17 protein-coding genes and 1 pseudogene are annotated in these 13,343 nt (G+C 60.9%); 8 read left to right on the top strand and 10 right to left on the bottom strand.

Translation table 11 applies throughout. The annotated features are described in order from the left end of the window. Positions 1 to 36: 36 nt before the first annotated feature. The 5 genes from OKW78_RS03910 to moaA all read left to right on the top strand — a co-directional run bounded on the left by OKW78_RS03910 (position 37) and on the right by moaA (position 3,845). Positions 37 to 594, top strand: coding sequence for a diadenylate cyclase (locus tag OKW78_RS03910; protein WP_281193990.1), 558 nt, complete (start codon positions 37 to 39; stop codon positions 592 to 594). Between the two features lie 82 nt (positions 595 to 676). Further along, on the top strand, positions 677 to 1,102 hold the full coding sequence (locus OKW78_RS03905) for a universal stress protein (protein WP_281193989.1): 426 nt from the start codon (positions 677 to 679) through the stop codon (positions 1,100 to 1,102). Positions 1,103 to 1,240: 138 nt separating this feature from the next. Next, complete coding sequence (locus tag OKW78_RS03900) at positions 1,241 to 2,023, top strand: MBL fold metallo-hydrolase (protein WP_281193988.1); 783 nt, start codon at positions 1,241 to 1,243, stop codon at positions 2,021 to 2,023. Positions 2,024 to 2,075: 52 nt separating this feature from the next. Beyond that, positions 2,076 to 2,762: a thiaminase II gene (gene tenA / locus OKW78_RS03895; RefSeq protein ID WP_281193987.1), complete on the top strand. Its 687-nt coding sequence runs from the start codon at positions 2,076 to 2,078 to the stop codon at positions 2,760 to 2,762. Positions 2,763 to 2,840: 78 nt separating this feature from the next. Further along, entirely contained in the window at positions 2,841 to 3,845 is a 1,005-nt protein-coding gene (gene moaA / locus OKW78_RS03890; RefSeq protein WP_122104981.1) for a GTP 3',8-cyclase MoaA, read from the top strand. 437 nt (positions 3,846 to 4,282) lie between these two features. On the opposite strand, the gene OKW78_RS03885 is transcribed toward moaA, so the two are convergent. From OKW78_RS03885 to OKW78_RS03870, 4 genes are all read right to left on the bottom strand, one after another. Beyond that, positions 4,283 to 4,987: an SDR family oxidoreductase gene (locus tag OKW78_RS03885; RefSeq protein WP_281193986.1), complete on the bottom strand. Its 705-nt coding sequence runs from the start codon at positions 4,985 to 4,987 to the stop codon at positions 4,283 to 4,285. A gap of 131 nt (positions 4,988 to 5,118) precedes the next feature. Further along, entirely contained in the window at positions 5,119 to 6,171 is a 1,053-nt protein-coding gene (locus OKW78_RS03880; RefSeq protein WP_281193985.1) for a site-specific integrase, read from the bottom strand. Further along, a complete protein-coding gene (locus OKW78_RS03875; RefSeq protein WP_281193984.1) occupies positions 6,168 to 6,338 on the bottom strand; it encodes a hypothetical protein in 171 nt (56 codons plus the stop codon). Before OKW78_RS03875 ends, OKW78_RS03880 begins: the two co-directional genes overlap by 4 nt. After that, the gene (locus OKW78_RS03870; RefSeq protein ID WP_281193983.1) at positions 6,335 to 6,493 is read right to left on the bottom strand and encodes a hypothetical protein; all 159 of its coding nucleotides are present in this window, start codon (positions 6,491 to 6,493) and stop codon (positions 6,335 to 6,337) included. The genes OKW78_RS03875 and OKW78_RS03870 overlap by 4 nt, the downstream gene beginning before the upstream one ends. A 59-nt stretch (positions 6,494 to 6,552) precedes the next feature. Here OKW78_RS03870 and OKW78_RS03865 point away from each other — a divergent pair, with 59 nt between their 5' ends. The 3 genes from OKW78_RS03865 to OKW78_RS03855 all read left to right on the top strand — a co-directional run bounded on the left by OKW78_RS03865 (position 6,553) and on the right by OKW78_RS03855 (position 8,505). Next, positions 6,553 to 6,738: a hypothetical protein gene (locus tag OKW78_RS03865; protein WP_281193982.1), complete on the top strand. Its 186-nt coding sequence runs from the start codon at positions 6,553 to 6,555 to the stop codon at positions 6,736 to 6,738. 336 nt (positions 6,739 to 7,074) lie between these two features. Further along, the gene (locus OKW78_RS03860) at positions 7,075 to 7,308 is read left to right on the top strand and encodes a winged helix-turn-helix transcriptional regulator (protein ID WP_281193981.1); all 234 of its coding nucleotides are present in this window, start codon (positions 7,075 to 7,077) and stop codon (positions 7,306 to 7,308) included. A gap of 138 nt (positions 7,309 to 7,446) precedes the next feature. Continuing rightward, positions 7,447 to 8,505, top strand: coding sequence for a hypothetical protein (locus OKW78_RS03855; protein ID WP_281193980.1), 1,059 nt, complete (start codon positions 7,447 to 7,449; stop codon positions 8,503 to 8,505). A 135-nt stretch (positions 8,506 to 8,640) separates the two neighbouring features. On the opposite strand, the gene OKW78_RS03850 is transcribed toward OKW78_RS03855, so the two are convergent. From OKW78_RS03850 to OKW78_RS03830, 6 genes and pseudogenes are all read right to left on the bottom strand, one after another. Further along, on the bottom strand, positions 8,641 to 9,597 hold the full coding sequence (locus OKW78_RS03850; protein ID WP_281193979.1) for a hypothetical protein: 957 nt from the start codon (positions 9,595 to 9,597) through the stop codon (positions 8,641 to 8,643). Next, a complete protein-coding gene (locus OKW78_RS03845; protein WP_281193978.1) occupies positions 9,590 to 10,435 on the bottom strand; it encodes a hypothetical protein in 846 nt (281 codons plus the stop codon). The genes OKW78_RS03850 and OKW78_RS03845 overlap by 8 nt, the downstream gene beginning before the upstream one ends. After that, positions 10,432 to 10,920 (bottom strand): hypothetical protein, encoded by a 489-nt coding sequence (locus OKW78_RS03840; protein WP_281193977.1) that lies wholly within the window; start codon positions 10,918 to 10,920, stop codon positions 10,432 to 10,434. The genes OKW78_RS03845 and OKW78_RS03840 overlap by 4 nt, the downstream gene beginning before the upstream one ends. 41 nt (positions 10,921 to 10,961) lie before the next feature. Further along, on the bottom strand, positions 10,962 to 12,533 hold the full coding sequence (locus OKW78_RS03835) for a hypothetical protein (protein WP_281193976.1): 1,572 nt from the start codon (positions 12,531 to 12,533) through the stop codon (positions 10,962 to 10,964). A gap of 33 nt (positions 12,534 to 12,566) precedes the next feature. Further along, positions 12,567 to 12,746: pseudogene (locus OKW78_RS16950) on the bottom strand (twin-arginine translocation signal domain-containing protein); the annotation flags it as partial. 21 nt (positions 12,747 to 12,767) lie between these two features. Continuing rightward, entirely contained in the window at positions 12,768 to 13,169 is a 402-nt protein-coding gene (locus tag OKW78_RS03830; protein ID WP_281193975.1) for a hypothetical protein, read from the bottom strand. Positions 13,170 to 13,343 lie beyond the last annotated feature (174 nt).

The following is a 13,343-nucleotide window of genomic DNA, read 5'->3' as shown; positions in this document are numbered from 1 at the left end:
GCGTCGCGGACGAGGCGGGTCGCGAAAGGAGGGGAGATGAGTAGCCTCGCGATCGAGTACGGGTCCCACGAGCGCGTTCGGGAACTGATCGACCGCCTGCGGTTCTGTGCGGAACACGTGAGCCTCGATTTCGACGGCTGGGAGGAACCCCACGTGAAGGGGCCGGGACTGTACTTCGCGGTCGTCGCCGACCGGGAGTACGGGTCGTATGCGGACCCCATGGGTGACAACCGATGGCCGCGGGACCGGTGCCGGTCCGTCTTCGACGAGCACGCGTTCGTCGAGGCGACGGAAACGGTGGCCCTCGAGGGAGACGGCGGCGTCGTCGTCGCGGTCGACGGCGAGATCGAGTCGCAGATGGTCCGGTTCCGGGACCTCGGGACGGGAAGCGACGAGGGCGACCTCGCCGACGACATCGCCTACGAACCGTGGATGGGCTCGCGACACATGAGCGCGCTCGAGACGTCGGTCCGTCCGGAGGTCGTCGCGACGGTCACCCTGAGCGAGGAGACCGGTCGCGTGAGCGTCTTCCGGGGCGGCGAGGCGGAGTCGTCGACGCGGTCGGAGATCGGCGGTTCCTGGCGCGCGGAGTGAACTCCCGCGGGAGCCCGTACGGAACCTCGTCCGATGAGGATCCGACCCCATTCTTATCCCAGTCCCGCGCGAACCGTCGAACATGTACGACCACATCCTGGTTCCGACCGACGGCAGCGAGGCGGTCGACCGCGCGCTCGATCACGCGATCCCGTTGGCGAGCGACCACGGCGCGACCGTCCACGCGCTGTACGTCGTGGACCGTCGCGTGGCGAACGCGAGTTCCGGCGACCTCCACGACGAGGTCGTCACCGACCTCGAAGAACAGGGTGACGCGGCCGTCGCCGCCGTCGCGGAGCGGGTCGAAGAAGCCGGCCTCGACGTCGAGACCCAGGTGCGCCACGGCACGCCCGACACCGAGATCGTCGCGTACGCCGAGGAGGAGGGGATCGACGTGATCGTGATGAGCCCGGAGGGGAAGTCGCCGCGCGAACGGATCCGGTCGCTCGGAAGCGTCTCGGACCGCGTCACCGACGACGCGACGGTTCCCGTGTTCCTGATCAAGTAGCGCCGCCGAGCACTCGGTCGGCGCGGCCGTCGACGCTCGGCCGTCGGTTCCACGGCTGTCGGCGGCCGGCCGTCGGTTTCACGGCCGACGGCGTCGGCGGTCCTCAACTTACTTGCCCGCAGCGGAACAGGGTCCCGCATGGAACTCACCGTCCTCGGCAGCGGAAGCGCGATGCCGGTCCCCGAACGAGTCCAGGCGGGGTACCTCCTCAAGGACCACGGGGACGATGTCGACAGGTCGCTGCTCGTCGACTGCGGCAGCGGCGTGCTCCATCGGCTCGCCGACACCGACCCGGGATACGAGGACGTCTCGACCGTCCTGCTCACGCATCATCACCTCGACCACGTCGCCGCGCTGCTCCCGCTCGTGAAGGCGCGGTGGCTGGCCGGCGAGGAGCATCTGGAGGTCGTCGGCCCGACCGGGACCAAGGCGCTCATCGACGGCCTGTTGGACGTCCACGACTACCTCGACGGGCGGATCGATGTCGCGATCCGGGAGGTCCCGGCGGGGCGAGCGTTCACCGCGGGCGGGTTCGACGTCGTCGGTCGCGAGACGCGTCACTCGATGTCGGGTCTGGCGTATCGGTTCTCGCCGCCGAGCCGCGAGCGCGAGCCCGCCGAGGGGCCGCTCACGCTGTCCGGCGACTCCGAGGCGTTCGCGGGGCTCGCCCGGTTCGCGGACGGCAGCGACGTGCTCGTCCACGACTGCTCGTTTCCCGACGGAACCGACGTCTCGAACCATCCGACGCCCACGTCGCTCGGGCGGTCGCTTTCGGACGTCGACGTCGGGACGCTACTGCTTTCACACCTCTACCCACACACCGGCGGCCGCGAGGCGGAGATGGAAGCGAGCGTTCGGGAAGCGGGATTCGACGGCGACGTTCGGGTCGCCGCCGACGGACTCCGAGTCCGTATTCCGTGAGAATCACCTAGTAATACAACAAAGTTATAATCACTCGGCGGGAGGCGATCCCATGGCCTTCACGGATGACCTCCTGAACGCGGGATCGACGATCTGGGCGGCACAGCTCGACCATCCGTTCGTTCGCGAGTTGGCCGCCGGCGACCTCGCGGACGCGGCGTTTCGCCGGTGGCTCGAACAGGACTACCTGTACCTCTTCGAATACGCCAGAACGTACGCGGTCGCGGGCGCGAAGGCGCGTGAAGAGTCCGCGATGGCGACGCTGCTCGGCGGCGCGGACGCCGTGTTGAACGAGGAGCTCGACCTCCACCGATCGTTCGCGACCGAGTACGGGACCAGTGAAACTGACCTCGAGGAGACGACGAAGCTGCCGACCTGTGAGGCGTACACGAGCTTTCTCGTTCGAACCGCCTACGACCGACCGGTTCCGGTCACGGTCGCGGCGTTGTTCCCGTGTATGCGGGGATATCTAGACGTGGCCGACCACATGGCGGTACTCGCCGACGAGGAACATCGGTACACGCCGTTCATCGAGACGTACACGAGCGAGGGTTTCCGGGCGGAGACCGCCTCGCTCCGCGAGACCGTCGACGAGTACGCGGCCTCGTATCCGGGGCACCGGAACGCGATGCGCGAGGCGTTCCTGACGAGCGCCCGGCTCGAACTCGCTTTCTGGGAGATGGCGTACGCGGGCGAGGAATGGGGTGCCCGCGCGTCGCCGGTTCCCGGAACCGAATAGGGTGGACGTAACTCTTCGAAGTTACGTTCCGGCCGTCTCCACCCGGATGTTTAAACGTTCGTGCGGGTATCACATGGTATGGCCGAGCCGCTCGCGGACGATTTCGGACGGGAGGTGACGGGCGTGCGGATCTCGCTCACCGACCGGTGTAACTTCGACTGTATCTACTGTCACAACGAGGGCCTCGGCGACACGCGCGGACCGATGGAGCCGAGCCCGGACGAGATGAGCGCCGACGACGTGGTCCGCTTTCTGGAGGTCGTCGAGGGGTACGGCGTCGACTCGGTGAAGTTCACCGGCGGCGAGCCCATGCTCCGGCAGGACTTAGAGGAGATCATCGAGCGCACGCCCGACTCGATGGAGGTGTCGATGACGACGAACGGGACGTTCCTCCCAGGACGCGCCGAGGACCTGAAGGCGGCCGGTCTCGACCGCGTCAACGTCTCACAGGACGCGCTCGATCCCGACGACTTCGCCGAGGTGACGAAGTCGGGCGCGTACGAGCAGGTCCTCGAGGGCGTCCGAGCCGCCGTCGACGCCGGGCTCGACCCCGTGAAGCTCAACATGGTGGTGTTCACCCACACCGCGGGCTACGTCGAGGAGATGGTCGATCACGTCGCCGAAAACGAGGGGCTCCAGCTCCAGCTCATCGAGTACATGCCGGAGCTGACCGGCAAGCCCGAATGGAACGTCGACATCGGGCGCGTCCACGACTGGCTCGCCGAGGAGGCGGACCGGGTCGAACACCGCGAGATGCACGACCGCAAGCGGTACTTCGTCGGCGAGGACGCCTCCGGCGAGGGCGGCGGGATGGTGGAGATCGTCGACCCGGTCGAGAACGAGGAGTTCTGTGCCAACTGCGGCCGCGTCCGCGTCACCCACGAGGGCTACCTGAAGGGCTGTCTCAACCGCAACGACGACCTCCGGTCGATGGGCGAGATGAGCCGCGAGGAGATCGCCGAGACGTTCGAGGCGGTCGTCGAGAACCGCGTCCCCTACTACGGCGAGTACCTGGTCGAGAACGACGAGGGCGAGTACGAGTTCAACGAGAAGTACCTCGGGACGCCCTCGACGGCCGACTGAGTCGTTTCGGACGCGGACCCCGTTCCGACACGAGATCGATGCGGTGGCGTGCGCCTGCGAGCGGTCGCCTCGGCGACCGCGAGCCAGCCCGCGCGAGGGACGCGGCGACTGAAAGGAGCCGCGAGGCTGGGGAGGCGTGAGGTGCGGGGCGGTCGCAGTCGGGTGGGATTCAAAGGGGCAGTCGCGAGGGCGACGGCGCGCGACGTAAGGACCGCAGGAGCGAACGAAGTGAGCGACGAGGACCACAGCGAGCGCACCGAGCCCTCGCGACTGGGGCTTTGGATGTGTTCTCCGTGATCACGTCTCCGACTCCGTACGGACGAGCGGCTGGGGCTTTAGAGACGGTCACTGCGCCGGTAACGACGCGTTTCGACCGAGGACTCACGAAGCCGACGACCCGTGAGCCGTACTCGTTCTCCTACATCGACGACGTAAGCCTACATCGACGACGTGATCCCGCCGTCGACGCGGAGGTTCTGGCCGGTGACGTAGCTCGACTCCTCCGAGAGCAGGTACGCGACCGCGTCCGCGATCTCCTCGGTCCGTGCGGGTCGCCCCATCGGGATCTTCGCTCTCGTCTCCTCGTCGACGTCGTAGCTGTCGACGAATCCGGGCTGAACCGTGTTCATGCGGATCCCGTCCGCCGCGTATCGGTCGGCGTAGAGCTTGGTGTAGCTCCCGAGACCGGCCCGCAATACCGACGACACGGGGAAATCGCTCGACGGCTCGAACGCCGAGAACGTCGAGACGTTGACGATCGCCCCGCCTCCCCGTTCCTCCATGATCGGCGTGACGAGCCGAGCCATTCGAACGGTGTTCATCAACACGAGGTCCATCCCCTCGTACCACTCCTCGTCGGAGATCTCGATCAGATCGCCCGAGGGCGGATGCCCGGTGTTGTTCACCACGGCGTCGATGCGACCGTACCGCTCGTGGGTCGTCTCCACGAGCGCCGCGAGGTCGTCGGGATCGGTCACCGACCCTTCGAAGCCGTCGCCGCCGAGGTCGTTCGCGACGTCGACGGCGCTGCCCGACGGCGACAACAACACCGGCACGTATCCGTCGGCGCTCAGTCGCCGAGCGCAGGCCTCCCCGATGCCGCTTCCCGCCGCCGTCACGATCGCGACCCGAGTGTCGTCCATACGAGCGATGTCGGGAGGGTGAACATAATACCACCGGGGTACCCGGTTCGAAGGCGGCGACCCTCGTCTCTACGGATGACGAGCACGATGGGGGTTGAGCACTGGGCGATTTTGCGCGTACAGTTTCGAGTTCATAGGTCGGGGAGGAAGTCGCTGCGTTGTTCTGCCTGTTCACGGTCAGACCGCCGATCGTAGTGGCGACTCAGGATGTCTTCACTCGCGTTCAGTCGGTCCTCGACGATGCGCCGCGGGACGTCCTCTCGTCGATAGTAAGTCACCCGGCCGCTCCGTACGTCGTGGGGAGACCGCGACGACGGGCACTTGCTCGCGTGGTCGATATGGGTCGACTCGCACCCCTCGATGTCACGATCGTGGGGACAGCCTTCCCCACGCCAGCAGGGACGGGTCACCCTATGCAACGCGGTCCGAAGCGTGTTCCCGGCCGGACGACCGTACTCCGTCGTCAACAGCGGGTTTCGGTCGTACTCATCGATCACGTCGTCCCGATGGTACTCGATGTAGTCCTCGATGTAGCGAGCCGCTTTCTCGCTGATCCGGTTCCAACGAGTTCCGTCCTCGTGATTCTTGAGCGGGGTACCGGTCTCCGGACGATGGACGAAGTGAACCGCCGGGCCGGAGAACCGCGGATGCGTCCCATCGAGGTCGCAGTCACCGAGGTCGAGCCCGCGAATCGCACCGCTCCGCGCGCCCGTCTCCCACATCAAGAGCAGGATCAGGTGATCGCGGGATGCGGGTTGCGCGTGCTCGAGGTAGTCCAGTATCTCGATCGCCCGCTCGGGTTTCAGCGTCGACTCCGAGACGTCTTCCCCGTTCTTCATCGTGGGAAGGGTCAGCCGCTCGTACAGCTCCGGGTCGACCGCGTCGATGTTCCCGGCGAAGCGCAGGAATCGGCGAAGCGTGGCGAGCTGGCTTTTCAGCGTAACCAATCGGATCGGGTCCCGCCCGTCGCCTTCCCCTTCTCGACGCCAGGTCCGGTATCGAAAGAGATCACGACCGGAGAGTTCGTTCAGGTTCTCGATCCCCTCTTCGTCACAGAACTGGACGAACGAGAGGAGTCGAAAGCGTTCGCTTCTCCTGGTCGACTCCGCGTGTTCGTCCTCCATCGCACCGTGGAACATCTCCACCGCGTCGACCGGGGAGATCGGGTCGAGATCGTCGCTCACAGGTAGGCCTCCGGAACCTCGAGCAGCTCGTGGTCGGGATGCTCCTCGGTGAAGTGGTCGATGTAGCCCGCGACCTGTCGGGCGTACTCGGTGAACCCGTCCGGCGGGTCCGGCTCGATCGACGCGTCGCAGACCGGGCAGGTGGAGAGATCAGTATCGACACTCACGCGAAGAACCCCCCGACGGTTCCAGAAACGTCCTCCTCGCAGTGACGACACCAGAACTCTACCGGGTCACCGATAGACTCGTGGCAATGGACGTGGTGGATCGTCTTGAGCCCGCACTCACCACAGATGTGATAGTGGTCGGCGAGGGCGCTCATCGCGCACCACCGTCGAGATCATCGTCGTACGGTCCGGTCTCAGTAACGAGTCGGACCTGGTGGCGAAGCAGAAGTGCGTCGGTCTTCCGATCGCGGAGCCGGTGAAACGCGCCATCGACATCATTCCGGCGCGCGCAGTGTTGACACCAGAAATGATGATTCGTCGGTTCCCAGGTCCGATGACCGAGAGGGCAGACGTACCGCCAGCGGTCGAGCTCGTTCTCGATGCGAACGAGTTCCTTTGAGGGCATCACGTCACGCCGACGAGCCGGGGTATAAAAACCGAAATTCTTGTGCGGGGAGTGAAAGTGAAAGTGTTCTCCGTCGCTGGTTGTCGCGCGATCCCGTCCGTCGTAGGGGGATTGAATACCCCCGACCGTGTTTGCTGACATGGCTTTCGTGGCTGGTTCACGGAAGCCCACACGGACCTGCTGCCCCAGCAGCGAGGTCCATTTTGAAGTGGACAATTCCGTTAACTGGCCAGTTACACGGAATCGACTTAGTTGTAACGCTCACACTAGTTTGAATGTTACATTGAATTGGAGGGTGATAATTAGTAGGAGGAGACGAAAATGGGGGTAATGGCCGGGAGAAAAGAGACTATTAGCGATGAGGAGATTCTCAAGATCTTCAGATCCAGCTCAGATCCAGTCCTGACGACAAGTGAATTAGCAGGTGAAACTGATTTTTCCCTAAACGGGATTAGAAAGAGATTGTATTCTTTAGAAGAAAGGGGATTAATAAACAAAAAGAAAGCAGGAAACAGCCCAGTCTGGTGGATTACTGACGAAGGAAAGAAATATTTGAGAGAATAATATGAATTGGTACTGATAGACTGGTTCGGATCCCACAAACATTCATTAGAATTGGTTAGATAGCGTTATCTAATGGATCAACTCCCGTCCATTAGAAGCAATCAGATTAGTATTATCATTTTTCTTATCTTTCCAATTATGTTAGCTTCAGTAGTTCTGTTTCCTGAATTCAGAGAATTTTTGAATATGAATAGAGGATCAATATCAGTTATATTAACATCGGTACTTGTTTTCCTCTATTTTGTCCAATATCAAACACAGAGGAATCAACATAAGTTAATGAAAGCTAATAACGATCCAAATCTTGTAATAGAAGGATATCGGGGCGGGAGAGAAGATATTAGTCAAGGAAATTTGGAGATCTCGGTTTCGAATATTGGGAATGGAGTCGCAAACAACATCGTTCTAGTTACAAATATACAAGTAGATCATAGTCATATAATTGAACACATAGTTGAAACCGAATTAACAAAATCTAATAGTAAACAAAAGAATTGGTTTCAGGGCAGTGAGGTCTATATCAATCCAGATGATTTTTCTGAATCCTATAATGCCTCAGTGGGGTTAAAGTGGAAAAATATTCCAGAAAATACAGTAATAACTGGGAGTATTACATCATTTATCGAATCATTAGAAGAATTGGGTGTTAAGACCTTCCGTATACAGCTTTCGCTGAAATATCATACACCAGATGGAAGACCAGAAACAAAGAATATTGCGGATCTGATGGTCCCAGTGGAAGAAAATATTAAAAATGTCAATGATGTTCTCCATCATGGGTTAGAATATGATTTATATAGAGATGAGATACAACATCCAGGAAATCCATTTGAAAGGTTTAGCTATGCTGAAAGCCCACTAGGACTTACAAGGTTTGAGACAGAGCCTGGACCTCCTGATGAGATTGAAATACTTACTTCGGAAGAATTGATAGAGATTTTCGACGATCTTAGTGAGGGAGAGCATATCCATGTAAGGAGAGAGAATAACACGGTCACACCTATTATCGTAATGAAGGTAGAAGAAGGAAAAAATGGAGAAGTCACAGTTTCAGGAAGGAAAGAGATAGGTGAAAAGAACCCAGTTTTGATTAAATCAGAGGACGGAGACTACTTTCTATTCGAAGATCTCCCATATTTGGAAGGGTATGAGAAAAAGCAGAAAGTAATTAACATTGATAGAAAGCACGATCGATAAAACATCTTTGATCCGTATTCAGAGCCACTACGGGAGATCATGGTAGGATGCCCGCGCGACCCCCCGCAGGGAGGGGCCGCGCGGGCGGTCGCCCACTGAAAAGATGGGTGAGTGGGTGAGTTGTACACCGTGGTGTTAGGTTGCTGGTCCACGATCGCGCAGTTCAGTTAGGAGATCGGGCCAGTCGAGGTCTTTGCTGAATAAGTCGGGTTCGAGGTTCCAGTTCCACGGAGCGGCATCGTTCGGGTCAGGTTCCGCGGCCGCGGGTTCCAAGTTCTCGACGGTCCCGCCGAACAGCTGATCGGTCGGCTTATCGGCGTCAGCAGGCCAGTTTCCAAAGAAGTCGACTTCCTTCTTCGAGTGTTTGAAGTACGCCGTCGTGAACAGCCGCTTCAGCTCCGGGTGGCAGTCCTTCCCCGTGTGGAACACGGTTCCGAAGACGTCGACGTTCACCTTCGCCATCCGTTTGGCGAGCGGAGAGAACTGCGCCGCGACCTCGTAGCTCTGCGTCCGCGCGTCGAAGTGGGTCGAGCCCTCGTCGATAAACACGAACTTCGGCCGGTCCCGGTGTTCGATACAGGTGACCGCGAGGTCGTGTGCGCTCGTGACGACGATATCCGTCCGGTCCCAGGTGCGCGAGTTCGAGACGATCAGGAGATCGTCGACGGTGGCCGACCGGAGTTCGGCGAGCAACGCCATCAGGTTCGTCTTTCCCGTGTTCGGGTTCCCGGCACCACCGATGAACGCGGTCGCATCGTTGTTCGTCATCAGCTCGTCGAGCCGGAGCGGGAGCCGAAGCGCGGACGCGTCGAGGTCCTGCTCGGTGATCCCGACCAGGTGAGAGAGCAGCATCGAGTTGCCCGAGCGGATCGCTTCGGACGCCTGCCGGGACTGAAGCGTCCGGTCGACAAGCGACAGCAGCTCGGAGTCCTGAACGTCCTCGTCGAGCCCGTCCAGGAACACCGACGCCGACACGTCACCCGGCGCGATCGCCCCGGCGCGCGGGTCGAGGTCCCGCTCGGTTTCGATGTTTCCGGCGAGCTGCTCGGCGAGCTTCGCCGCCGTCAGCATCCCTTCGTCGACATCAGTCACCGGCCGACACCTCCGCTTTCTCGCGGTGGCCGTTCCGGTCAGTCGGTGGGTCCTCGGGCGTGTTGAAATCGAACCCGGACTTGTGGTCGAGATCGTCGATCTCCTCGTCGTCGACGAGGTCCGTCAGGTCGTCGCCGCCGTCGTCGAGACCGAACTCCTCGAGTTCCTTGTCGATGGCGCGCTCGATGCCCTCGCCCGAGTCGGGCAGCGAGCCGTCCTCGAACAGGTCGACGATGCGCTTGACTGTGTTCCGGGTCGCCCGGCGGACGACTACGAACGCGGAGGTTTCGAGGATGAAGCCTCGCTGCGCGTCGTCCTGTAACTGTCCACGACACTCGTGGACCGCTCGGAGCGCGCGAGTCAGTTCACGATCGTCGAGGGTTCCGCGCCACGTGCCGACGACGGTCATGTCCTCGAGGTCGACCTTCTTGCCGACGTAGAGGTTCGGCGACAGTTGTGTGAGGTCGTACGTCGAGTTGATGAACTCGTCGTCGTCGAGGACTTCGAGGTCGCGGAAGTCGTCGGGCGGAAGTCGGTAGATGCCCCCCTCGAGCACGCGGGCGTCGAGGTCGATCAGCCACACGTACGAGGGGTTGTAGAGCCAGCTTACGACCTTCGAGCCGGTCAGCAGTCCGAGCGGTATCGCGATCACGCCAGCGACGAAGGCGATGTACCAGAAGCGCGGTATCTCCACGTCGAAGCCGAGGAGGATACCGGCGACGGACGCGACGGTCCCGACGACGACGAGCTGCGGAGCGCGCGCCCGAAGCCAGTCGAGCAGGTCGAGGTAGGCGGGCTGTTCGTCAGCGGTCGCGGGGTTGAGTTGGTCTTGTGTCATGCTATTCGCTCCGGTTCTTCGACGCGGCCGTAGACGCGACGGGCGACCATGTACAGCGTCGTCAGCGCGACACCGAGCGCGCCGCCGAGGCCGGACGCTTGTGCGTCCGAGGCGGTGAACGGGCCGGCAACGATGCTCGAGGAGGTTTCGAGCGGGATACCGTACAGTGTGTCCCCGTCGTCGATCGTGACGCCAGCAGCACCGTTCGCGGGGTCGACAGCGAACCGGATCGTCGTGCGTCCGTCGACGACGAACGACCGGCGGTTGAGTTCGCGGGATTCAGTCAGGGCGACGGCCTCCGTGACGGTGATACGCTCGCGGCGGTCGGCCTCGAGGACGATCACGGCGTCGGAGCCGTCGTAGTCAGCCGAGCACAGCGAGATGTGTTCGGTGATGTACTCGTTACAGGCGTCGGTTTGGTTCGATGTTTCAGCCGTCGCGTTCGGGGCATCCTGTGCGGCGGCGACGCCGGTCAGGGATGCCACTACCACGACAGCGATGAGTAAAAATCGGGGAAGCATGGTGGTTAGTTCGACAGGGTGAGGAAGCCAACAGTACCCGCGATCACGACTGCGACGACTTCACCGGGGAAGCCGAACATATCGAGCGCGGAGAGGTCGAGACCGCCGCCGTTGTTTTGGCTCGCCTCGTACTTGTCGATAAGTTCCTGATTCTGTTGCTCAAGCGAGTCCCACTCGTCCTGAGTGATGTAGTTCGAGTCGGACTGTGGCTCGGTCGACTCGAAAGACGCGGAGTCCGCAGACTCGCCGGTCTCGGTGTTCTCGAACGACTCGACTGTGAACTCCGAATCGATCTGTATCGTCTGGTAGTTAGCCGTCGTCGAGTTTGCGAAGTAGTCGATCGAAGCCACACCAGACGAGGGATCGTCGAGGCTTCCGGACGCATCGTAGTACCACGTACCGTTAGGGCCAGACTGCCAGTCGGAGGCGTTCGCGGTGAAAGTCTCTCCAGCTTCAGTCTCGACCTGAAGCGCGGTCCCATCGTACGGTTCAGCAGTGAGGGTGGTGTTGCCAGCAGTAGTCGCGTCGTCGTAACCTGTCCAGTCACCTTCAAGCAGAGACACGTCCATGGTGACGAAGACAGAGCCGGAGAACGTCGACGGATCGTAGGTGGTACCGGTCTCGATCGGGCTATCAGTGTCATCTGTCAGACCGAGCATCCCGCGGACAGTAGCACCAGTCGACGAGATGGAGATCGTGGCCTGCCGCTCAACATCGACTGGGATATTGAGCGCAGCCAGATCAGCGATGGCCTGCGACTCGGATTCTTCCTCCGCCAACATCGAAGCCTGTTGGGATGGGGTGATCAGTTCATCGAGGTCGAGTTGACCGATCGCGACCTGCTCGAACACGGAGTCGACCCACGTCGAGATGGACGACTCAACGTCTGAAACGGTCGTGGTTAGCTGATCCCACCGCTCCCACCAGTCGAGAGTGTGGCCAAAGTCCTCAACTGTTCCGAAAGAAGTCTCGACACGGGCCATCGGTTTATACACAGAGTCAACGAGATTGTCGCCCTCAGAAGGACGGCCCATCGACGCCATATTTACAGTCGTTCCATCCGGCAACGTGACAGACGAATCATCCGGCATAAGCGCTTGACCATCATCCGTGTCTCCGAGAGAATTGTAGAGAGTGATAGGGTCAGACAAATCGGGATGATCGACAGCAGCATCTCGGTAGGATTTCAGTTGAGATATCATCTCATTCCACGACTTGAGGAAGTTGTTAGCCACGGTCGTCCCGTGAGAAACGACAACGTCTTGAGCAGCAGCGAGAACAGCGTCCTTCGTCGACTGGTCGTTCTTCTCAGACTCAGAGTACGTATTGAACTCATCGATGGCGGCCTTCTTCGCCTCGGTGTAGAGAGTGTGGGAGAGGCCATCGATTATCGTTTGATTGTCGACAAGAGTCGACTCGGTTCGGCTCTTAAGAGTCATCGAACCCTGATGGATCTGGTTCTCTAAGGCCTCGGCAGTCATCCCTTCAGGGACAGGGTCGGAACCGATGATCTCCGTTTCGCGGAGCATCCAGCCGAGGGCCACAGGGCCACCGACGACAGTTGTGCCCGCAGTCATGGCAGCATCCTGCCAGTCGACAGCAGCAGCAGGTTGGACAGTCGACGAAAGACCGGCCACAGCGACGCCCGCGGCACCGATCCCTTTCAGAAAGGTGCGGCGGCTCCGGCTATCACCATGCTCCCGAGCAGGACCATCAGAGCCCACATCGAGAGCAGGAGCAGTGCTTGTCGAGGCGTTACCGCTAGTCGTTGTGTCATTGGTTTTGGTCATAAACGTAGGTACGGAGGTTGTTTACCGAACAGCGACGCCCCACGACACGACCGTCACGATGAACGCGAGGATCGGGCCGAGGTTGCTCGTCGTGTTCACGAGGTTGGCGATTTGGTCGACGTACTGGTAGCCACCGATCAGGATGGGACCAGCAGCGATCGCGATCTGCTCCCACTGTTCGTAGTGGTCGAGCGCCTTCGTCTCCGAGGAGGCGAACGCAGCTGCGAACGCAGCCAACGAGATGAACGTCGCGTGTTCAGACGTGAGTGTGTAGTCGATCCACGTCAGCATCACCTCGGAGATACCGCCGAACTGATAGAGTCCAGCGAGGACAAACACGACCGACAGGAGCGCCGGCAGCGTCCGCAGGTGCGTGTAGTCTGACAGGGCAGACCCGACGGAGTTCCCGTAGTTGGACGCCATCACGCACCACCCGGGAACGCGACAGTCGTCGGATTGTACTCGTGCGTCGAGCCGTCGTCACGCTCGAGGGTCACCTCGTCAGTCTTCATCGCGACCCAGATCGGTTCTCCAACTTCGATCCGGTCCTGGGCAGCTGCCCGCTTGACCTCATCTTTCGCGAAGTACCGCACGACG

Source organism: Halorubrum sp. F4, from assembly GCF_027257195.1.
Classification (GTDB): Archaea; Halobacteriota; Halobacteria; order Halobacteriales; family Haloferacaceae; genus Halorubrum.
Note: the sequence above shows the minus strand (reverse complement) of the source record. Positions and strands in the feature narration are given on the sequence as shown.